The organism is Mycobacterium sp. IDUB_37 (assembly GCF_055419245.1).
Genome location: NZ_JBVAXG010000006.1, coordinates 232309 through 256928, shown reverse-complemented (window position 1 = coordinate 256928; position 24620 = coordinate 232309). Strand labels below are relative to the sequence as shown.

Below are 24620 nucleotides of genomic sequence, written 5' to 3'. Positions count from 1 at the left end.
ACGCTCGACAGCGAACGAGAAACCCGGGCATCGGATAGCCCGGACACCGACGGCGGCCGGCTGGCCTCCATCGAGAAGGTCCTGACCGATATCTACACCCAGGTGCTCGGGGTGGACTCGGAACGGCTAATTCGTGCTGAGGAATCATTTTTCGATCTGGGCGGCGACTCGCTGTCGGCGATGCGGGTTGTCGTCGCGGCGAATGCGGCGCTGAATTCCGACCTGAAGATCGGCGCCCTGTTCGACGCGCCGACGATCTCACAGTTGGCATCGTGCATCGCAGGTGATTCCGGCGGGCTCAAGCCGCTTCGGGCCCTCCCGCGTCCCGCGGTGGTTCCGCTGTCGTTCGCGCAGAGCCGGTTGTGGTTCATCGACCAGTTGCAGGGGTCCTCGGGGGTCTACAACAGAGCGGTCGCATTGCGTCTGCGCGGGCAACTCGGCGTCGAGGCATTGGGTGTGGCGCTGACTGACGTGGTTCGTCGCCACGAAGCACTGCGCACGGTGTTCTCCGCGGTCAACGGCGTTCCCCGGCAGGTGGTCGTTCCCGCTGCGGTGGCCGACTTCGGTTGGCAAATCGTCGATGCCACCGATTGGACGGCGGACCGGCTGACGGACGCCATCGAAGAGACTGCCCGCTACAGCTTCGACCTGGCCGCTGAAATACCCGTGCGGGCGCGGCTTTTCACGGTGAGTGAGCACGAATACGTGCTGGAGGTCGTCGTTCACCACATCGCTGGGGACGGCTGGTCGATCAGTGTGCTGGCCAGCGACATCATCGGGGCTTACCTCGACCGGTGCGCGGGCCGCGCCCCGGGTTGGCCGCCGTTGCCCGTCCAGTACATCGATTACACCCTCTGGCAGCGGGATAACCTGGGCGATCTGACCGACGACGGCAGCCCACTGGCTGCGCAGGTGGCCTATTGGGAACAGGCTCTGGCGGACATGCCTCAACGGTTGGAGCTGCCTACCGACCGCCCTTATCCGCTGGTCGCGGATCACCGCGGCGACCAGGCGGACGTGCAGTGGCCGGCGGAGCTGCAGCGCCAGGTGCGCGACCTCGCCCGCGAGCACAACGCCACCAGCTTCATGGTCGTCCAGGCCGCCCTGTCGGTGCTACTTTCCCGCCTCAGCTCTAATTCCGATGTGGCGGTGGGCTTCCCAATCGCCGGCCGCGGCGACTCCGCACTCGACGGTTTGGTGGGATTCTTTGTCAACACGTTGATCCTGCGGGTCGATCTGACCGGGGATCCGACCTTCGCCGAGCTATTGGCCCAAGTCCGGCGGCGCAGCCTGGCTGCCTACGAGCACCAGGACGTGCCCTTCGAGGTCCTTGTCGACCGGTTGAACCCCCCACGGTCCCAGACGCATCATCCGCTGATCCAGGTGATGTTGGCCTGGCAGAGCAACGATCCGACCGTCGGTCTGGTCGCGGGCGATCTCCAGATCACCCCGGTCCCTGTCGACACCCACACCGCCCGCTTGGATCTGGCGTTCTTCCTGATCGAACGCACTACCGAGGCCGGCGAACTCGCAGGCATCGGCGGCCGGGTGGAATTTCGCACCGATGTGTTCGACGCGGCCACTATCGAGGCGCTGATCGAGCGGTTGGCCACGGTGTTGGCCGCCGTCACGGCACGTCCGCAACGACGGCTCTCGTCGATCGACCTTCTTGACGCCGGCGAGCGTGCGCGACTGGACCGCTGGGGTAACAGGTCCATCCTGACCCAGCCGGCGGCGCAGGCCGTTTCAATTCCCGCTGCGTGGGAGGTTCAGGTTTCCCGCACTCCGACCGCGGTTGCGCTGACCTACGGCAGCCGATCGTGGACTTACCGCGAGGTCGAGGACTCGGCAAACCGGTTGGCTCACGTGATCGCTGGGCGGCGCAACATCGGCCCGGGTAAGTGTGTGGCGGTGCTGCTGGACCGTTGCGCGGAAGCGATCATTGCCATCCTTGCCGTGCTCAAGACCGGGGCGGCGTACCTGCCGCTGGACCCGGGATTACCAAGCAGCCGAGTGGATTTCATGCTCACCGATGCCGCACCCGTTGCCGCCGTCACCAGGGCGGGGCTGGTTCATCGGCTCAACGGGCACGACCTTCTGGTGATCGACCTCGACGGCGAGGTCGAGGTTGCTCGTCGGAGTGCGGCATTGCCGGCGCCGGCGCCGGATGACGTCGCATACATCATCTACACCTCGGGGACCACCGGTGTGCCGAAAGGTGTTGCTATCAGCCACCAGAACCTCACTGGGCTGATCGCATCCCTGGATGCTGTGCTGCCGGCGGCTTCGGAACAGGTTTGGTCGCAATGGCATTCATATGCCTTCGACTTTTCGGTATGGGAAATATTCGGTGCGCTGTTGCGCGGCGGTCGCCTGGTGGTGGTGCCGGAGGAATTGCCGGCATCAGCCACCGGCTTTCAGGATCTGCTGGCGTCTGAGCGCGTCAATGTCCTCACTCAAACCCCCTCTGCAGTAGGGATGTTGGCGACCGATGGCCTGGCCTCCGCGGCCGTGCTGATAGGCGGTGAGCCGTGCCCGCCCGAGGTGGTGGATCGCTGGGCTTCGGGGCGCTTGATGATCAACGCCTACGGTCCCACCGAGACAACTATTTACGTGGCGCTGAGCGCACCGCTGACGCCCGGCTCGGGCGTTCCGCCGATTGGTTCACCGGTGCCGGGAGTGGCGCTGTTCGTCCTCGATGAATGGTTGCGACCGGTGCCGACCGGCGTGGTGGGCGAGTTGTATGTAGCCGGTGCCGGGCTCGGATACGGCTATCTGCGTCGCCCTGATTTGACGGCGTCGCGATTTGTGGCCTGCCCCTTCGGTGGCACCGGGGCCCGCATGTATCGCACCGGAGATCTGGTGTCCTGGCGTGCTGACGGCCAGTTGCAATATGTCGGGCGCGGCGACGAGCAGGTCAAGATCCGCGGGTATCGGATCGAGCTTGGTGAGGTGCGGGCGGCGTTGGCCGCACTGGACGGGGTGGATCAGGCGGTAGTGATGGTCCGCGAGGACCGCCCTGGCGACAGGCGTTTGGTGGGGTATCTCACCGAATCGGCTGCGGGCGTGCTAGATCCGGCGGGGGTGCGCGCACAGTTGGCGCAACGACTGCCGTCGTACTTGGTGCCCGCCGCGGTGATCGTGGTCGAGGCATTGCCGCTGACGGTCAACGGGAAACTCGACGCCGGCGCATTGCCTGCGCCGCAATACCAGGATGCCGATCACTACCGCGCCCCCACCACTCCCATCGAGGAGATCCTGGTCGGCAGCTACGCCCACGTGCTGGGCATCGAGCGCGTCGGGGTCGACGATTCATTCTTCGACCTGGGTGGCGACTCGCTGATGGCAATGCGGGTGGTCGCTGCGATCAACACCGCCCTGAATGCCGGCCTGACGGTGCGCACGCTGTTCGACGCGCCTGCTATCGCGCAGTTGGCGAGTCGCATCGGCGTCGGGGGTAGCAGGCTGAGCCCGCTTACCGCCGCCGAGCGACCGCCGGTGGTCCCGTTGTCGTTCGCGCAGAACCGCCTGTGGATCATCGACCAATTCCAGGGGCCGTCGCCGACTTACAACATCGCCGTGGCACTGCGGATGCGGGGAATCGTCAATGCCGAGGCGCTGGGTGCGGCGCTGACCGATGTGGTCGACCGGCACGAGACCTTGCGTACGGTGTTCACCTCGGTCGACGGCATACCCCGGCAACTGGTGGTCCCCGCCGTCGACATCGATTTGGGCCGGCTTGTCGTCGACGCGGCCGGATGGTCACCGGACCGGCGCGACCAAGAGGTCGCGACCGCCGCGCGGTACAGCTTCGACCTGGTCAACGAAACACCCTTCCGGGTAACACTTTTCCGGATCAACGACCAGGAACACGTGTTGGTGATCGTAGTACACCACATCGTCGCCGACGGTTGGTCGATTGGTGTGCTGGCCGCCGACCTGGGTACGGCGTACGCCGACCGGTGCGCCGGGCGGGTTCCGGACTGGGCTGAATTGCCTTTGCAATACTGCGATTACACCCTGTGGCAGCGCGAGAGTCTCGGTGATGTGGCCGACACTGACAGCCGACTGGCTGCGCAACTGAGGTATTGGGAACAGGCACTGGCCGGGTTGCCGTCGCACGTGGAGTTGCCCACCGATCGGCCCTATCCGCTGGTCGCCGATCACCGCGGCGACAAGGTCGAGGTGCAATGGTCGGCGGAGGTGCAGCAGCGCGTACGCGAGGTTGCCCATGCGCACGGCGTGACCACCTTCATGGTGGTCCAGGCCGCGCTGGCGGTGTTGCTGTCCAAACTGAGCGGCAGTCCTGATGTGGCGGTGGGATTTCCGACTGCCGGCCGCAGTGACCCCGCGCTCGACGGCGTGGTGGGATTTTTCGTCAACACCCTGGTGTTGCGGGTCGAACTGACCGGGAACCCAACCTTCGCCGACCTGCTCGGCCAAGTTCGCAACCGCAGCCTGGCCGCCTACGAACATCAAGACGTGCCCTTCGAGGTACTTGTCGACCGGCTCAACCCGGTACGGTCGTTGACCCACCACCCGCTCGTCCAGGTGATGCTGGCCTGGCAGAACAACATTGAGTCCCACCTGGCCCTGGATGATCTGGACGTCGAGCCCGTACCGCTCGCCACCTACAGCGCCCGGATGGATTTGGCTCTCTCGTTGGCCGAGCGTTTCACCGGGACCGGTGGACTCGCCGGGATCGGCGGGACGGTGGAGTTTCGCACCGATGTGTTCGACGCGGCCACCGTCGAGACATTGATCGGACGGTTGGCGGTGCTGTTGGCGGCGCTTAGTGGCTCCCCTAAGAGACCGCTGTCGTCGGTGGACCTGCTGGTCGTCGGCGAGCAGCGCCGGTTGGACCGGTGGGGTAACCGCGCGGCGCTGACCCAGCCGTCGCCGCCGGCGATGTCGATCCCCGAGGCCTGGGCCGCCCAGGTCGCACGCACCGCCGATGCGGTAGCGCTGACCTGCGGCGAGATTTCGTGGACATACCGGGATCTCGACGGCGCAGCGAACCGGTTGGCGCACTTTCTCGCCAGGAGTGGTGTCGGTCCCGGTGCTTGTGCGGCACTGGTGTTTTCACGTTCCGCTGAGGCGATCGTCGCGATGATGGCGGTACTCAAGACGGGGGCGGCTTATCTGCCGATCGACTCGGCGTTGCCGCCCACCCGGATCGGGTTCATGCTCAACGATGCCGCGCCGGTCGCTGCGCTCACCACCACTGCTCTGACCGGCCTGCTGGACGGGTTTGACGTGCCGGTGATCGACGTCGAAGACTCGGCGATCCAGGCGTATCCGTGCTCGCCCTTGCCAATGCCCGCTCCTAGTCACCTTGCTTACATCATCTACACGTCGGGTACTACCGGTGTACCCAAAGGCGTTGCCATCACTCATCACAACGTGACACAGCTGTTCCGGGTCACCGGCTTCTTCGATGCACCCGCCGATCACGTTCCGTTCGCGGCCGCGCAATGGCATTCGTACTCGTTCGACGTGTCGGTATGGGAGATCTGGGGTGCGCTGCTCCGAGGCGGTCGGTTGGTCATCGTGCCCGAAGAGGTGGCAGGTTCGCCAGCCGACTTCCATGCGTTGCTGAGGAACGAGAACGTCAGTGTCCTGAGCCAAACTCCCTCTGCGGTAGGAGTTCTGCCGCCCGCCGGCCTCGAGTCGATGGCGCTGGTAGTGGCCGGTGAAGCCTGCCCGCCGGCGATCGTGGACCAGTGGTCACCCGGGCGAGTAATGGTCAACGGCTACGGCCCGACCGAAACCACGATTTATGCGGCCATGAGCGCCCCACTTACGCCGTCGAGTGACCGAACGCCGCCGATCGGCTCTCCAGTCTCGGGCGCCGCGCTGTTCGTCCTGGATCAGTGGTTGCGTCCGGTACCGCCCGGGATCGTCGGTGAGTTGTACGTTGCGGGCAGGGGAGTCGGAATCGGGTATTGGCGCAGGGGCGGGCTGACCGCGTCGAGATTCGTCGCATGCCCGTTCGCCGGCGCCGGGGCCCGCATGTATCGCACCGGAGATCTGGTGCGCTGGCGCGCCGACGGTCAACTGGAATACCTCGGACGCGCAGACGATCAGGTCAAGATCCGCGGCTACCGCATCGAATTGGGTGAAGTGCAGACCGCGCTGGCCGGCATCGACGGCGTATTGCAGGCGGTGGTGATCGCCCGCGCGGACCGCCCCGACGACAGGCGTCTGGTCGGCTACGTCACCGGAGATGTCGACCCTTCCTTTGCGCGTGCTCAGCTGGCCGACCGACTGCCGTCCTACATGGTCCCCGCCGCGGTGGTGGTTCTCGATGCCCTGCCGCTCACCGTGAACGGCAAACTCGACACCAGCGCGCTACCGGCACCCGAGTATCAGGACGTCGACAAATATCGGGCCCCCGCCGACGCGGTTGAGGAGATCCTGGCTGTCATCTACGCCGAAGTGCTGGGGTTGGGGCGGGTCGGTGTCGACGAGTCGTTCTTCGAACTCGGCGGAGACAGCATTCTCGCGATGCAGGTGACAGCGCGCGCCAGGGCCGCCGGTGTGCTGTGCCGCCCCCGGGACATCTTCGTCGAACAGACTGTTGCCGGAGTAGCCCGCATCGCCGGATTTGTCGACGTCGTCGCGGACGTGAGTGACGACGGCGTCGGCGACGTGACCACCACACCGATCATGCGGTGGCTGCATAGCCTGGCGGGCCCCGCCCAGAACGGCCTAACGCACTTCAATCAGACCGTGCTGCTGCAGGCTCCTGCCGGCGTCTGCGAACCCGATATCGTTGCCGTGCTTCAGGTTTTGCTGGATAGCCATGCCACGCTGCGGATGCGCTTCGACGCCGACGGGGCCTCGGTAGCCGAGATCGGTTCGGTGCGTGCGGCGGACTGCCTTCGATCGGTGAAGTCGTTCGACGAAGAAGCCCTCGTCGCTGCCAGAGCACGGCTGCATCCGGCCGACGGAGTGATGCTGAGCGCATTGTGGGCTGCCGACACCCGCGAGTTGGCGCTGATCATTCACCATTTGGCCATCGACAGCGTGTCCTGGCGGATCCTGCTCGGCGACCTGCATGCCGTTTGGGACGCACGCCGCCACGGCCGCGAGTTGGCGCTGCAGTCGTCGGGAACATCGTTTCGGCGGTGGGCGTCCCTGCTGACTGAATATGCCTGCCGCCCTGAGGTTGTCGAGCAGGCCGAGGCCTGGCGGAAAGTACTGAACACCCCAGCCGCGCTGCCAACTGTGTGCCCGCAGACCGACACATTTGCCACCGCGCAACACCTGACGGTTGCACTGGACATCGAGTCGAGCGCGCTGCTGCTCGGTGCGGTGCCGACGGCGTTTCACGCTGGGCTGCAAGACATTCTGCTTGCTGCATATGCGTTGGCCTGGGCGGAGTTTTCCGGTTCTCTGGCCACCGCGGGCGGTGTAATCGGTATCGACGTCGAGGGCCACGGCCGCAACGAGGAGCTGGCCCCGGGGGTCGATCTGTCCCGCACCGTGGGCTGGTTCACCGCGAAGTACCCGGTCGCTGTCTCGATGACATCCGCATTGTCGTGGGCGCAGGTGGTGGCCGGCGATGACGTGCTGGGGGCGGTGGTCAAGGACGTCAAGGAACAGCTTCGCGCCCACCCGGACGGCTTGACCTACGGAATGCTGCGCTACCTCAACACCGACGTCGAACTGGCCGGATCGGATCCCACCGTCGGGTTCAACTACCTGGGACGCCTCGGGGTTTCTGTACCGACCGCCGCTGACGGGTGGCGGATCTGTTCACGTGGCAGCGAAGACGTCGGCGGCACCTACAGCGGCAACGCCGGATTGCTGATGCCGCTACTGCATACCGTCGAACTCAACGCCGCCACCATCGAGACCGCAGGCGGCCCGCAACTACAAGCCAACTGGATGTGGGCGCCGTCGACGATCGACCGCGCCCAGATCACCCGACTTGGACAACTGTGGTTCGAGGCGTTGGCGGGCATCTGTGCGCACGTCCGAAACGGTGGAGGCGGGTTCACGCCCTCCGACATCGCCCCGGCCCGGCTGAGCCAGCAGCAGATCGATGAGTTGCAGCGGCAGCACAGTATTGCCGACGTGCTGCCATTGACCCCGGTTCAACAAGGGTTGCTGTTTCATGCCAGCACCGCTGCGGACCACGACGATGTGTATGCGGTGCAGCTGGATTTGGCGATCTCCGGGTCTCTCGACCCCGATCGGTTGGCTGATGCCGTGCAGGCTGTGGTGACCCGCCATCCCAATCTGGCGGCGCGTTTCTGCGCTCAGTTCGAGCAATCGGTGCAGGTCATCCCGGCCGATCCGGTGGCTGGGTGGCGGTATCTGGAGCTCGACGACTGCAGCACCGACGCCGACACCGAGGACCAACTGCGGCGCGTGCGTGCTGCCGAACGTGCCGCGGTGTGTGACCTGGCCAACCCGCCGGCGTTTCGGGTGGCGTTGATCCGCGTCGCCCCGGACAGGTACCGATTCGTGCTGACCAATCACCACATCGTGGTTGACGGGTGGTCGCTGCCGATTGTGCTGCGGGAGACCTTCGCCGCGTATCACGGGCAGCGGCTGCCCGCTGCCGTCTCGTATCGCCGGTTCGTCACGTGGTTGGCGACGCGGGATGTCGTTGCGGCTCAACAGGCTTGGCGCGAGGTGTTGTGCGGCTTCGATACCCCGACACTCGTCGGCCCGCAGGACCGGTTGGGTGTGGGACGGCGAAGCGTCGACTCGTTCCAACTACCCGCCGACACCTCGAGTGCGCTCACCGCATTGGCACGCGCCCAGCACACGACCGTCAACATCGTGCTGCAAGGGGCCTTCGCACAGCTGTTGATGTTGTTGACCGGTCGCCACGACGTCGTCTTCGGCGTTCCGGTCTCGGGGCGGCCAGCCGAGTTGACCGGCGCCGAATCGATGGTGGGCCTACTGGTCAATACCGTGCCGGTGCGGGCAACCGCCACACCGGGCGCCACCATTGCCGACCTGCTCGATGAGTTGCACCGCACCCACAACGCCACCCTTGAGCATCAGCACTTGGCGCTGCGCGACATTCACCGCGTGACGGGTCAGGATAGGCTGTTCGACACGCTCTTCGTGTACCAGAACTATCCGCTCGACACCGCGGCGATGGAAGGTGCCCATGCGCTGGCCATTCAGGAGGCCTCCGGCCACGACTACAACCACTACCCGCTGACGATCCAGGCCTTGCCGCGAGCCGAACTCGGCTTCCGCGTCGAGTTCGACGCCGACGTGTTCGCCGCCGAGGACATCAAGGCTCTGATCGAGAGATTCAAGCGGGTACTGGTGGCCATGACCGCCGATCCGACGCAGCGGCTGTCGTCGGTGGATCTGCTCAGCGCTAGTGAGCGTGCCCGGTTGCACGCGTCGGGCAACCGGGCGGTTTTGCACAAGCCGGTGACGGCGGAGGCGTCGATTCCCGAGCTGTGGGCCGCCCAGGTCGTGCGGACGCCGGACGCCGTCGCGCTGTCCTTCGCGGGTCACTCGATGACCTATCGCGAGCTGGACAACGCCGCCCACCGATGGGCAGCCGCGCTGATGGAGCACGGAGCGGGCCCGGGTTCGTCTGTCGCGCTGCTGTTTTCCCGTTCCGCCGACGCGATCATGGCGATTCTCGCGGTGCTGAAGACCGGGGCAGCGTATCTGCCCATCGATCCGGGCCTGCCCAAGGCGCGGGTGGAGTTCATGCTCGCCGATGCCGCGCCGACGGCAGCAATCACCACCACAGACCTGGCCGACCGGTTGGGCGAGCACGACTTGCCTGTCATCGACGTCAATGATCCCGCGGTCCAATCCAATCCAGCGTTGCCCGATGTGGCCCTACCGACACCGGCCGCTGACGACATCGCCTACTTCATCTACACCTCGGGCACCACCGGTGTGCCCAAAGGTGTTGCCGTCAGCCACCGCAACGTCACCCGATTGACGGCGTCGCTGCTCGAACAGTTGCCGATGGCGGGGGTGTGGTCGCAATGGCACTCCCTCGCGTTCGACGTCTCGGTATGCGAGATCTGGGGGGCACTGCTCAGTGGTGGGCGACTGGTAGTGGTGCCCGAGTCGGCCGTCCGTGCACCGGAAGACTTCTATGCCTTGCTCGTCAGCGAACGCGTCAGCGTCTTGAGCCAGACGCCCTCGGCTTTCTATGCGCTGCAGAACGCCCTACAGATCGGGGGAGCGTCAGTAGCGGGTGAGCTTGAGCTCGATGCTGTGCTGTTCGCCGGTGAATCGCTGCAACCCCAACGTCTTCGGGCCTGGTGGCAACGCCATCCCGGTTCACCACGCCTGATCAATCTGTATGGGACCACCGAGACGACTGTGCACGCCTCGTGGCGCGAAGTCGTCGAAAGCGATACTGCAATCGATGCCGGTACCGCCAGCCCGATCGGGTTGCCGCTGGCTCATCTCGGCTTCTTTGTGCTGGATAGCTGGTTGCGCCCGACACCGGTCGGAGCGGTCGGGGAGTTGTACGTGGCCGGCGACGGACTCACGTACGGATACCTGCGACGCTCCGCGCTGACCGCATCACGCTTCGTCGCATGCCCCTTCGCCGGCCCGGGAGCAACCCCAACACGTATGTATCGCACCGGGGATCTGGTGAGTTGGGGTCCAGATGGGCAGTTGCGCTACGTCGGGCGCGCCGATGAGCAGGTCAAGGTCCGCGGCTACCGCATCGAACTCGGCGAAATCGAAAACACCCTACTGACTTGCCCAGAGGTCACCCAGGCCGTTGCGACATTGCACCGCAACGATACTGGGGCTGCCAACCTCGTTGCGTATGTCACGCTGGGCCAAACTACCGGTGTCGGCCAAGATATGGTTCGGGACGCCGAAATCGTTGAGCAGTGGCAACACCTGTACAACGATCTGTACGGCGATTCATCAGGCGCCGAACCGGGATTCGGGATGGACTTTCGGGGCTGGAACAGCAGCTACACCGGCAACCCGATTCCGCGCGAGGAAATGCTGGAATGGCGCGCCGCCACAGTGGATCGAATCACGGCGCTGCGGCCGCGGCGAGTGCTGGAGATCGGCGTGGGTTCGGGGCTGCTGTTGTCTCAGATCGCGCCGCACTGCGAAGAGTATGTCGCCACCGATCTTTCGGCGGTTGCTGTCGATTCCCTCGCCCGCTCGCTCGAGCGGTTGCAGCTCCCGTGGCGAGACCGAGTCCGGCTACTGGCCCAACCCGCCCACGTCACCGAGGGGTTGCCGCCCAGCCACTTCGACACCGTCATTCTCAACTCGGTCATCCAGTACTTCCCCAATGGGGGATACCTGCGCAACCTCATCGAGAACGCCCTGGATCTCTTGGCTCCCGGTGGCGCACTGTTCCTCGGCGACGTCCGCAACCACACCCTGCAGGCAGCATTTCACACCGCAATTGCTTTGGCCCACAACACTGATGCCACCGAAGTTCGCCAACGGGTGCGCCGCGCCACGCTGAGCGAGTCCGAATTGCTGATCAGCCCAGAGTTTTTCACCACCTGGGCCGCGGACCGTTCCGACGTCGCAGGACTCGACATCCAAGTCAAACGTGGACTGGCCGACAACGAGCTCACTCGGTACCGCTACGACGTCGTCGTCCACAAAGCCCCCACCTCGGCGATCTCACTGGCGGACACATCCCGTTGGGCGTGGACCGAGTGTTCGGACCTGCCCGGACTGCACGCCCGGTTGCTCGCGGAATGCCCTACCGCCGTACGCATTACCGATATTCCCCGGGCCGGGCTGATCAGCGATGTGCAGGTCGAACATGCCCTGGCCGAAGGGTTGCCCGTGGCCGGCTCACTCGTAGCGGTACCCGGCACTGTTACCCCGGAACAATTGCACGGACTCGGCGCAATCGTCGGCTACCGCGTGGCCGTCACCTGGGGCGCCCAGCCCGGAACCCTCGATGCCATTTTCACTGTGCTCTGCCCGGACTCGGGCCCGGTCACCGACGTCTACCTGCCCACCGGCGGCGCGCGACAACACGTCACCCAGGCCAACGACCCGCACACCAATACCCTGATCACGGCGGTGCGTCAGCAGTTGAGCGACCGATTGCCCGGGTATATGGTGCCGGCGCAAATCGTTGTGCTCGAGCAGTTTCCGTTGACATCCTCGGGCAAGCTCGACATGCGCGCGCTGCCGGAACCGGAATTCCAGGATGCCGACAAGTACCGTGCCCCCGCCAACTCACTCGAGGAGATCCTGACCGGAATCTATGCCCAGGTGCTGGGGCTGGAACGGGTCGGCGTCGATGAGTCGTTCTTCGAACTGGGCGGCGACAGCATTCTGTCGATGCAAGTAGTGTCGCGCGCCCGTGTCGCGGGGGTGCTGTGCCGGCCGCGCGACATCTTTGTCGAGCAGACCGTCTCCGGGCTTGCCCGCGTCGCCCGGATGGCCGAGGACGCCGTCAGCGTGGTCGATGAGGGCGTGGGACCGGTCCTGACGACTCCGATCATGGCGTGGTTGCAACACTCCGAGGGCCCGCCCGATGCGGTTGCTCAGTTCTGTCAGACGGTGCTGTTGCAAGCCCCGGTCGCGGCGGGTGAGGCCGATGTTGTTGCGCTGCTTCAGCTTCTGCTGGATCGGCATGCGATGTTGCGGCTCCGTGTCGGTAACGGTGGTGCCGAGGTGCCAGCAACGGGTTCGGTGAAAGCGGGGGACTGTCTGCGCGCTGTGGACGCGCTGTCCGATGAAGCTCTGGCGCAGGCCAGGTCACGACTGAATCCTGCCGCCGGGGTGATGGTGAGCGCATTGTGGGCGGCGCCGGCCGGCCAGTTGGTGTTGATGATTCACCACTTGGCGGTCGACGGGGTTTCCTGGCGAATTCTGTTGGAAGACATCAACATTGCCTGGCTCCAGCGTCAGGTTGGCCAGTCGGTGGTGCTACCGGCGGCCGGCACCTCGTTCCAGCGGTGGGCGATGCTGCTGAATGAACGGGCGCATTCACCGGCAGTGGTGGGACTGGCGCACAAATGGCGAGAAGTGACGGCGGTTCCCGGTGCGCTGCCTGCGGTGCTGCCCGCGGTGGACACCTACGAGAACGCCGGGCAGTTGTCAGTGCTGATGGACGTTAAGACCACCCGAAGCCTGCTCGGTGAGGCGCCCGCCGCGTTCCACGCCGGCGTGCAGGACATCCTGTTGATCGGGTTCGCCTTAGCGTATTCCGAATTCCTGGGTGCCGGTGGCAGGCCGGTCAGCATCGACGTCGAGGGTCACGGGCGCAACGAGGAATTGGGCGTCGGGGTTGACCTGTCCCGCACCGTCGGGTGGTTCACCAGCAAATACCCGGTGGCATTGGCGCCGGCGAGTTTGTCCTGGGCGCAGGTGGTGGCGGGCGAAGCAGCCCTGGGCGACGCGATCAAGGCGGTCAAAGAGCAGCTTCGGGCGCACCCGGACGGGTTGACGTACGGCATGCTGCGTTACCTCAACGACGACGTCGACCTGGCCGGACCGGACCCGTCGATCGGATTCAACTACCTGGGCCGGCTCGGGGGCTCCGGGCAGGCTCCCGATGGCGGCTGGCAGATCTGCCAGGGCTCAGAGGTCGGTGCCGGCACGACACTCGCCATGCCGCTGATGCACACCGTGGACCTCAACGCCGCCACGGTGGAGACTGCCGCAGGACCGCAGTTGCGTGCCGCCTGGACGTGGGCGGTGTCCGCGCTCGATCGGGCGCAGATGACCCGACTAAGCCGTCTGTGGTTCGACGCACTGACAGGCATCAGCGCACATGTGCGACGTGGCGGTGGCGGGCCGACTCCCTCCGACATCCTCCCGGTGCGGCTGAGCCAGCGGCAGATCGACGGACTCCACCAGCAACAGCGCATCGCTGACGTGCTGCCATTGACCCCGATGCAGCAGGGGTTGCTGTTCCACGCCAGCACGCTGCAAGGCGATGACCGCGGGGAGGATGACATCTACGCGGTACAGCTCGATTTGACGGTGACCGGTCCGATTGACCCCGATCGTCTGCGCGACGCGGTGAACGTAGTGGTTGCCCGGCACCCGAACCTGGCGGCCCGGTTCTGCGCGGAACACGACGAGCCGGTGCAGATCATCCCGGCCGAACCGGTGACCGGTTGGCGGTATCTGGATGTGGCCGAAAGCGCAGCGGATCTCGACGAGCAACTCCGGCAGGTGAGCACCGCCGAACGTGCCGCGGTGTGCGATCTCGCGAACCCGCCTGCGTTTCGGGTGGCGTTGATCCGTACCGGTGCCGATCGGCATCGACTGCTGCTGACCAATCACCACATCGTGGTTGACGGCTGGTCGATGCCGATCGTGCTCCGGGAAATATTCGTCGCGTACAACGGGCAGCGGATGCCCGCGGCCAGGTCGTATCGCAGGTTTGTGACTTGGCTGGCCGATCAGGACCTTGACGCGGCCCACGCGGCCTGGCGGGAGGTGCTGGCCGGCTTCGACACCCCGACACTGGTCGGATGCCAGGATCGGGTGGGGCCGCGGGGCAGCAGCTCGTTTCGGCTTTCCGCCGATGCCACCCGAGGGGTCAGCGAGCTGGCGCGCTCTTGCCACACCACGATCAACATCGTGTTGCAGGCCGCGTGGGCGCAGTTGCTCATGTGGCTGACCGGCCAGTACGACGTCGTCTTCGGCACCCCGGTCTCAGGGCGGCCCACCGAGCTGGCCGGGGCCGAATCGATGGTGGGCCTGCTGGTCAACACGGTGCCCGTGCGCGCCAGCATCACCCCGGCCACGACTACTGCCGATCTGCTCGACCAGCTGCAAAGCGCTTATGGCAACACGCTCGAGTACCAGCACGTTCCATTGCGCGACATTCACCGCATCGCGGGTCACGAGAAGTTGTTCGACACTCTTTTCGTGTACGAGAACTATCCCATCGACACCGGTGTGCCGATCGACGCAACCGGCCTGACTATCACCGAAATCAGGACCCGTGACCACACCCACTATCCGCTGACCGTCCGAGCCATCCCGGGAGCCGAACTGGGCCTTCGCGTCGAATTCGATGCTGAGGTGTTCGACGCCGAAACCATCGAGATGATGGTCGAGCGATTTGAGCGGGTGTTGACGGCCATGACCGGCGATTCGGTGCAGTCATGAGTCCCGACCCGAGTCGCCGGTTGCTGTCCATCGACGCCCTCGATGGAGGTGAGCACACCCGGCTGGACGAGTGGGGTAACCGAGCGGTGCTGACCAAGCCCGCGCTGGGGAAAGCGTCGATCCCGGCGCGCTGGACCGGGCAGGTCGCGCGCACACCGGATGCGGTCGCGCTGGTCTGCGGGGAGCATTCCTGGACCTACCGCGAGGTCGACGAGGCCGCTAACCGGTTGGCGCACCTGTTAGCCGACCGCGGGGCGCGCCCCGGTGCGTGTGTAGCGGTGCTGTTCGGCCGCTCCGCCGAAGCGATCGTGGCGATCCTGGCAGTGCTCAAGACCGGGGCGGCGTATCTGCCGATTGACCCGGCCCTACCGGCGGCCCGCATCGGATTCATGCTCGCCGACACGGTCCCGATTGCCGCGCTCACCACCGCAGCGCTGGCCGACCGCCTGGCCGGTTTCGACCTACCGGTCATCGACGTCGCGAACGCCGCGGTCGATAGCCACCCAAGCAGCGCACTACCGGCGCCGACACCCGACGACATCGCCTATTTCATTTACACCTCGGGCACCACCGGGACGCCCAAAGGGGCGGCCGTTACGCATCACAACGTCACCCAACTCTTGGGGCGACTGCCTGTGCAGCTGCCGTCGACCGGGGTGTGGTCGCAATGCCATTCCTATGCCTTCGACTTCTCGATATGGGAGATCTGGGGTGCGCTGCTGCACGGGGCACGCCTGGTGGTCGTGCCCGAGTCGGTGGCCCGCTCGCCGGAGGATTTGCACGCATTGCTGGTCGCCGAACAGGTAACCGTGTTGAGTCAAACCCCTTCCGCGGTAGGGGTTTTGTCACCCGAGGGTTTGGAAGCGGTGGCGCTGGTGGTCGCCGGTGAGGCCTGCCCCACGGAAGTGATGGATCGGTGGGCGCCCGGCCGGGTGGTGATCAACGCCTACGGCCCGACCGAGACGACCATCTACGCGTCGATGAGTGCGCCCCTGGCAGCGGGTTCGGGTGTACCGCCCATAGGTTCACCGGTGTCGGGGGCCGCGTTGTTCGTCCTGGACGGTTGGCTGCGTCCGGTTCCGCCCGGCGTGGTCGGCGAGCTGTATGTCGCGGGTCGTGGAGTGGGACTTGGGTATTGGCGCAGGGCCGGAATGACGGCCTCGCGGTTCGTGGCCTGTCCCTTTGGCCGGGCTGGCACGCGGATGTACCGCACCGGGGACCTGGCACGCTGGGGCGCCGACGGTCAGTTGCGCTACGTGCGGCGCGCCGATGACCAGGTCAAGATCCGCGGGTATCGCATCGAGTTGGGCGAGGTGCGCGCGGCGCTGGCCGGGCAGCCCGGCGTCGAGCAAGCGGTAGTGATCGCTCGTGAGGACCGTCCGGGCGACAAGCGTCTGGTGGGCTACCTGACCGGCACCGCGGAACCTGCCAAGGTCCGCGCCCAGTTGGCCGATCGGCTACCGGACTACATGGTCCCGGCGGCCGTGCTGGTGCTCGATGCGCTGCCGCTCACACCCAACGGCAAGCTCGACACACGCGCCCTGCCGGCGCCCGATTTCCACGACGTCGGTCCCGGGTACCGTGCCCCGTCCAACGCAGTTGAGGAAATCCTGACCGGGATCTACGCGCGGGTGCTCGGCATCACGCAGGTCGGCGTCGACGAGTCGTTTTTCGACCTCGGCGGGGATTCGCTGACCGCGATGCGGGTGACCGCGGCAATCAATACCGCACTGGACGCCGGCCTGGCGGTACGCACCATCTTCGAGGCGCCCACCGTTGCGCAGTTGGCGACACGTATCGGCCCAGATGCCGCACGACTAGCGCCGCTGGTGGCTTTCGAGCGACCGGCGGTCATCCCGCTGTCGTTCGCGCAGAATCGGTTGTGGTTCCTCGACCAGTTGCACGGCCCCTCACCGGTTTACAACATGGCGGTGGCCCTGCGGCTGCGCGGCCGCGTCGATGCCGACGTATTGAGTGCCGCGCTGGCCGATGTGGTGTGCCGCCACGAGAGCCTGCGCACCGTCTTCGTGGCGGTCCAAGGAGTGCCTCAGCAGCTGGTACTGCCGCACGATGGGATCGAATTGAATTGGCAGACAATCGATGTCAGCCGATGGACCGCCACGCAATTGGATGAGGCCGTCGATGAAGCGACGAGCTATAGCTTCGACCTCGAAAGCGAAATGCCGATCCGGGCAACTCTTTTCAAACTCTCCGCCGACGAGCACGTGCTGGTGGCAGTGGTGCACCATATCGCCGCCGACGGCTGGTCGGTCGGTGTGCTGGCGGCGGATCTGGGGGCAGCGTTTGCCGGCCGCAGTGCGAATCGGACACCGTCCTGGAGTGAATTGCCGGTCCAGTACGTCGATTACACGCTCTGGCAGCGGACGAACCTCGGTGATGTCGCGCACGGTGGCAGTGCGCTGGCCGATCAGTTGGAATATTGGCAGTCAGCTCTGGCCGGGATGCCGCAGCGCTTGGAATTGCCCACCGACCGGCCTTACCCGCTGGTCGCCGACCACAGCGGCGCCAGTGCCACGGTGGACTGGCCGGCGGAGTTGCAGCAGCGGATACGTGATTTGGCCCGTGCGCACAATGCGACGGGTTTCATGGTGGTCCAGACGGCTCTGTCGCTGCTGCTGTCTCACCTGAGCGGTAGTTCCGATGTGGCGGTTGGCTTTCCGATCGCCGGTCGCGGTGATCCGGCACTCGACGGCTTGGTCGGATTTTTCGTCAACACGTTGGTGCTGCGGGTCGACCTGTCCGGCGACCCGACCTGCACCGAGTTGCTCGCGCAGGTGCGACAGCGCAGCCTGGCGGCCTACGAGCACCAAGATGTGCCCTTCGAAGTTGTTGTGGACCAGCTCAATCCCCCTCGATCGCTGACCCATCACCCCCTGATCCAGGTGCTGTTGGCCTGGCAGAACAATGCTCCCGGCAAGCTCGCACTGGGTGACCTGGAAGTCACCCGGATGCCGGTCGTCACTCAAATGGCCCGCATGGACCTGACCTTCTCCCTCGCGGAACGCTGGAGCGAGTCCGGTGAGCCGGCCGGGATCGGTGGAGCAGTGGAATTCCGCACCGACGTGTTCGACGCAGCCCGCATCGAGGGGCTGATCGGGCAGTTGGAGCGGGTACTGATGGCGCTGACCGCAGATCCGCTGCAGCGGTCGTCGGCGATCGACGTGCTTGATGGTGGTGAGCGTGCGCGGTTGCAGCGCTGGGGTAACGAGGCGGTCGCCGGTCAGGCCGCGGCGCCCGGGGTATCGATTCCGCAGTTGTGGGCCGAGCAGGTGCGGCGCACGCCGGACGCGGTGGCGTTGCGTTGTGAAGGTCGTTCGATGACGTATCGGGCGCTTGACGAGGCCTCGGGTCTAGTGGCCCGTGCATTGGCCGGGCGCGGCGTTTGCGTGGGTTCGTGCGTAGCGCTCTTACTGCCTCGTTCGGCACAGGCGGTGGTGGCGATTACGGCGATCCTGAAAATCGGGGCGGCGTATCTGCCGATCGATCCTGCGCTTCCGTCGGCGCGGGTGACATTCATGCTCGCCGATGCTGCGCCGATCGCCGCCATCACCAACGCGGAACTGGCCGACCGTTTGGCCGGCTACGAGTCGCCGGTGATCGATATCGATGACCCCGGCAGCTTGGACTTCCCGTCCGTGGCGTTACCGGTCCCGGCACCCGAGGACATCGCCTATGTCATCTATACGTCCGGCACGACGGGGGTGCCGAAGGGAGTGGCAGTATGCCACCGCAACGTCACTGAATTGGTGGGCGCGTTGCGGGAGCGCTTGCCGGAGCAGGCCGTGTGGTCGCAGTGGCACTCCCTGGCATTTGACGTATCCGTGTGGGAGATCTGGGGTGCGCTGCTCAGCGGTGGGCGGTTGGTGGTGGTGCCTGAGCAGGTAGCGCGTTCAGCCGAAGATTTCCGTGCGTTGCTGATCGCTGAGAAAGTCAGCGTGCTGAGTCAGACCCCGTCCGCGTTCGAGGCCTTGCAAGCCGCTGATCAGTTCGAGGAGCGAGACGGTGCCCCGCTCGCGTTGGACGCGGTGCTGTTCGCTGGTGAGGCGCTGGCACCGCAGCGGCTCGGGCCTTGGGTGGACCGTCATGCTGGCCCACCGCGGTTACTGAATCTCTACGGGACGACCGAGACGACGGTGCATGCCTCGTGGCGTGAGATCGGCGCCGGTGATGTCGAAAGCACCGAGAGCCCGATCGGGGTGCCGTTGGCGCATCTGGGCTTTTTTGTGCTGGACCGGTTTTTGCGTCCGGTACCGGCCGGCGTGATCGGGGAGTTGTATGTGGCCGGGGCCGGTCTGTCCTACGGATATCTGCGCCGGGCCGGTTTGACCGCCGCGCGGTTTGTGGCGTGCCCGTTCGGCGGGGCGGGCTCCCGGATGTACCGCACCGGGGATCGGGTGTCCTGGGGCGCCGATGGCCAGCTGCGCTATCTGGGGCGCGCCGACGACCAGGTCAAGATTCGCGGGTATCGCATCGAGCCGGGCGAGGTGCGCGCTGAGTTGGCCGGGCTGGCCGGGGTGCAGCAGGCGGTGGTGATCGTCCGCGAGGACCGCCCCGGCGACAAACGCCTGGTGGGCTACGTCAGTGGGTCCGCAGACCCGGTCGAGATCCGCGCTCAGCTGGCGCGGCGGCTACCGGCCTACATGGTCCCCAGCGCGATAGTCGCCGTCGACGGGCTTCCGCTGACGCCCAACGGCAAGCTCGACGTCCGCGCACTTCCGTCGCCCGAGTATCAGGACGCGGACCGTTACCGCGCGCCGGACAGCGTGCTCGAAGAAATCCTGGCCGGGGTCTACGCCCAGGTCCTCGGGCTCGAGCGCGTCGGGGTCGACGAGTCGTTCTTCGACCTGGGTGGCGACAGCATCTTGTCGATGCAAGTGGTGGCGCGGGCTCGGGCCGCCGGTGTCTTGTGCAGGCCCCGTGACGTTTTCGTCGAACAGTCGGTGGCCAGGCTGGCCACAGTGGCCGCTTTCGCCGATCGCGAGTCGATCGAGATCGACGACGGTGTTGGCGAGGTGCCGGCCACACCGATCATGCGATGGCTGCATAACGTTGACGGCCCGGTCGACCAGTTCAACCAGACGGTGTTGCTGCAGGCGCCTGCGGGGGTGACCGAAGCCGAAGTCGTGCTGGTGTTGCAGGCGCTGGTGGACCGGCATCCCATGTTGCGACTTCGGGTCGACGACGACCCGGATACCGGTTGGTCCCTGCACGTGCCCGACGCGGGTTCGGTGGCGGCAGCCCTGCAATCGGTGGCCGCGTTGTCCGATGAGGTCCTGGTCGACGCCCGTTCCCGGCTTAATCCAGCTGGGGGAGTAATGCTGAGCGGGCTGTGGGTAGCCGCCACCGGGCAGCTCCTGGTGATCATTCACCACCTGGCCGTCGACGGGGTGTCCTGGCGAATTCTGTTGGAAGACTTCAATATTGCGTGGTCTCAGTATCGGGTAGGCCAGCCGGTGACGTTGCCGGCGGCAGGTACATCTTTCCGGCAATGGGCGTCGTTTCTCGAGGAGCATGCCCGTAGCCGGCACGTTGTGGACCAGGTGGACGCATGGCGTCGGGTGGCGGCCGCACCGGCCGCGCTGCCAGCCGTGCAACCCGCGGTGGACACGTTCGCCACGGCTGGGCGCCTGTCAGCGCTGCTGGACGCCGAGACCACCCGCCTGCTGCTGGGTGAAGTGCCCTCGGCCTTTCATGCCGGCGTGCACGAAATCTTGCTGATCGCATTCGGTTTGGCGTGTGCTGAATTCTTGGGCACCCGCGGCACCCCGATCGGCATCGACGTCGAGGGACATGGCCGCAGCGAAGACCTGGCCCCCGGCATGGACTTGTCGCGCACCGTGGGATGGTTCACCGCCAAGTACCCGGTGTCGCTGGCTGTCGGCGCATCGACCTGGGAGCAGGTGGTCACCGGCGCGGCGGCGCTGGGGGCGGTGGTCAAGGACGCCAAAGAACAGATCCGGGCCCATCCGGACGGACTGACCTACGGTCTGCTGCGCTATCTCAACTCCGACATCGATCTGCCCGACACAGATCCGGCGATCGGGTTCAACTATCTGGGCCGCCTTGGCGGCTCCGCGCAGGCCACCGGTGATCTATGGCGGATCGGTGAGCACGAATCGATCGTGAGCGCTACGGCGGTGCCGATGCCGTTGATGCACACCGTCGACCTCAACGCGGTCACCCTCGACACCGACGCCGGTCCGCAACTGCGCGCCGACTGGATGTGGGCGCCGTCGGCAGTCGATCACACACAGATCAGCCGGCTCAGCGAATTGTGGTTCGACGCCCTGCGCGGCATCTGCACCCACGTGCGACGCGGCGGGGGTGGGTTGACGCCATCGGACGTTGTGCCCGCTGCACTCACCCAACGAGAGATCGACGAGCTGCAACGGCAATATTCGATCGCGGACATTCTGCCGCTGACACCGCTGCAGCAGGGGCTGCTTTTCCATTCCAGCACTGCGCAAGACGATGTATACGCGGTCCAGCTCGATTTCACGGTGACGGGCGCCCTCGACCCCGATGGTCTGCGTGCCGCGGTCCAGACCGTGATCACCCGTAATCCCCATTTGGCAGCGCATTTCTGCACGCAGTTCGACGAGCCCGTGCAGATCATCCCCACTCATCCCGTCGCGGCATGGCGATATGAGGAGCTCGACGCGGGGGACCTTGATCAGCAGGTTCGGCAATGCTGCGCGGCCGAACGTGCCTCGGTCTGCGACCTGGCCGAACAACCGGCCTTCCGGGTGGCATTGATCCGCACTGGCCCGGACCGCCACCGGTTGGTGCTCACGAATCACCACATCCTGCTGGACGGCTGGTCGATGCCGATCGTGCTGCGGGAGATTTTTGCCGCCTATCACGGGCAGCGGCTGCCCGCGGCCGGGTCCTATCGGAGATTCCTTACGTGGCTGGTCGATCGGAATCGCCAGAACGTTCGGGCCGACGAAGTGGCGTGGCTCGAGGTGCTCGCCGGCTTCGACACCCCGACCCTGGTCGGTCCACCGGATCGACTGGCGGTGGGACCGCGCGCAGCGACCACGTTCCGGGTGCCGGCCGACACCACGCGTGCGCTCGGTGAGTTGGCACGCTCCTGCCGTACCACCGTCAACATCGTTATGCAGGCTGCGTGGGCGCAGCTGCTGACGTGGCTGACCGGCGGCCACGATGTCGTCTTCGGCACCACGGTTTCAGGCAGGCCGCCCGAACTGGCCGGCGCCGAATCGATGGTGGGCCTGTTCATCAACACCGTTCCGGTTCGCGCCCGCGTCACCGCATCCACCACCACCGAAGACCTGCTTGAACAGCTGCACGGCGTGCAGAACCGCACTTTTGAGCACCAGCATCTGGCGCTGGCCGACATCCACCGCATCACCGGTGCGGAGGTGTTGTTCGACACTCATTTCGCCTACGAGAACTATCCCGTCGAAACGGGATTTGACACCGGCGCCGGCCGGCGGTGGGCCGACCGCGAACTCGTCATCAGCGACATCGCTACCCGCGAGAGCACCCACTACCCGCTCGTGGTGCAAGTCTCGCCCGGTGATGAATTGGGTGTTCGCATCGACTTTCGCGCGGACGTGTTCGACCCAGCCACGATCGAGACGTTGGCCGCGCGGTTCAATCGGGTGCTGACGTCGATGCCTGCCACTCCAACGGCGCGGCTGTCGTCGGTGGACCTGCTTTCTGGCAGTGAGCACGATCGGCTACACGCGTGGGGTAACCGCGCGGTGTTGAGTGAGCCCGCCCCGATCGGGCCGACGATCCCGGCGTCGCTGGCCGCGCAGGTCGCGCGAACCCCCGAAGCGGTGGCGCTGTCCTTCGCGGGTGCGTCGATGACGTATCGAGAGTTCGATGAGTCATCGAACCGGTTGGCGCACTTGCTGATTGATGTCGGAGCGGGTCCCGGTACCACGGTTGCGCTGCTGCTTTCCCGATCCGCCCAGGCGATCGTTGCGTTGACAGCGGTGCTCAAGACTGGTGCCGCTTATGTGCCGATCGACCCGGCCTTGCCCGCGGCGCGGGTGCGTTTCATGCTCGGCGACGCCGCGCCGATCGCGATGGTCGTCACCGATGACCTGACCGAGCAGATTGATCGGCGCGACTTCACGGTGATCCTTCTCGGGGACTCCCGCATCGCTGCCTACCCGTGCGATCCGCTACCGGGCCCGATGCCCGATGACGTCGCTTACATCATCTACACCTCCGGGACCACCGGTGTGCCCAAAGGCGTTGCCGTCAAACATCGCAACGTCACCCAACTGATGGGCTCGCTGCATACACACCTGCCGGTGGCCGGGGTGTGGTCACAATTGCACTCCTACGGTTTCGACGTCTCGGTCCAGGAGATCTGGGGTGCGCTGCTCGATGGCGGCCGGTTGGTGGTGGTGCCCGAACAGGTGGCGCGCTCGCCAAAAGATCTGCACGACTTGCTGACCGCTGAACAGGTCAGTGTTCTCAGTGCCACCCCCTCGGAAGTAGCGGCCTTGTCGCCGCAGGAATTGGGGCCGGTGACGCTGCTGATCGGCGCCGAGGCCTGCCCGGCGGAGTTGGTGGATCGCTGGGCGCCGGGGCGGGTGATGCTCAATGTCTACGGTCCGACCGAGACAACGGTCGACGCGTCGATAAGTGCTCCACTGCAGGCGAATTCGGGGGTGCCGCCGATCGGTATGCCGGTGTCCGGCGCGGCGTTGCTTGTGCTGGATAAATGGCTGCGCCCGGTTCCGGCCGGTTTGGTGGGCGAGCTGTACGTGGCCGGCCACGGCGTGGGGGTCGGGTATTGGCACCGGGCCACGCTGACCGCGTCGCGCTTTGTGGCGTGCCCGTTCGGCGGATTCGGAACCCGCATGTACCGCACCGGGGATATGGTCCGCTGGCGCGCAGACGGGCAACTGGAGTATCTGGAACGCGCGGATGAGCAGGTCAAGATCCGCGGACATCGCATCGAGTTGGGGGAAGTCCAGGCCGCATTGACCCAGCTGGAGGGCGTGGATCAAGCGGTTGTCATCGTCCGCGAGGATCTGCCCGGTGATAAGCGCCTGGTGGGTTATGTCACGGGGCCGGCCGACCCGAACTCACTGCGGACTTCCGTGGCAGATCGGCTGCCGCCCTATATGGTGCCCGCTGCGGTGGTGGCGTTGAAGGCGTTGCCGCTGACGCTGAATGGAAAACTCGACAAACGCGCCCTACCGGCACCGGAGTATCAGGACGTCGCAAATTACCGCGCTCCGGCCAGTCCGATCGAGGAGATCGTTGCCGGCATCTACGCGCAGACCCTCGGGCTCGAGCGGGTCGGAATCAACGACTCGTTCTTCGATCTTGGTGGAAATTCGCTATCGGCCATGCGGGTGATCGCATCGGTCAACACGGCCCTCGATGCCGATCTGGCAGTGCGCACCTTATTCGACACCCCGTCGGTTCGTGGCTTGAGCAAACAGTTGGGCAGAGCAGCTTCGGCGGACACACTGCTTGCCCGGAAACGGGCCATCGATCCGCGCTTTGTCTCAGTCCACGGTCGC

1 pseudogene is annotated in these 24620 nt (G+C 65.7%); it reads left to right on the top strand.

Features of this window, described 5'->3' with window-relative positions:
- Window positions 1-72: 72 nt before the first annotated feature.
- Window positions 73-24542, top strand: a pseudogene (locus ACZY1I_RS21425) (non-ribosomal peptide synthase/polyketide synthase); the annotation flags it as partial.
- Window positions 24543-24620: the final 78 nt, after the last annotated feature.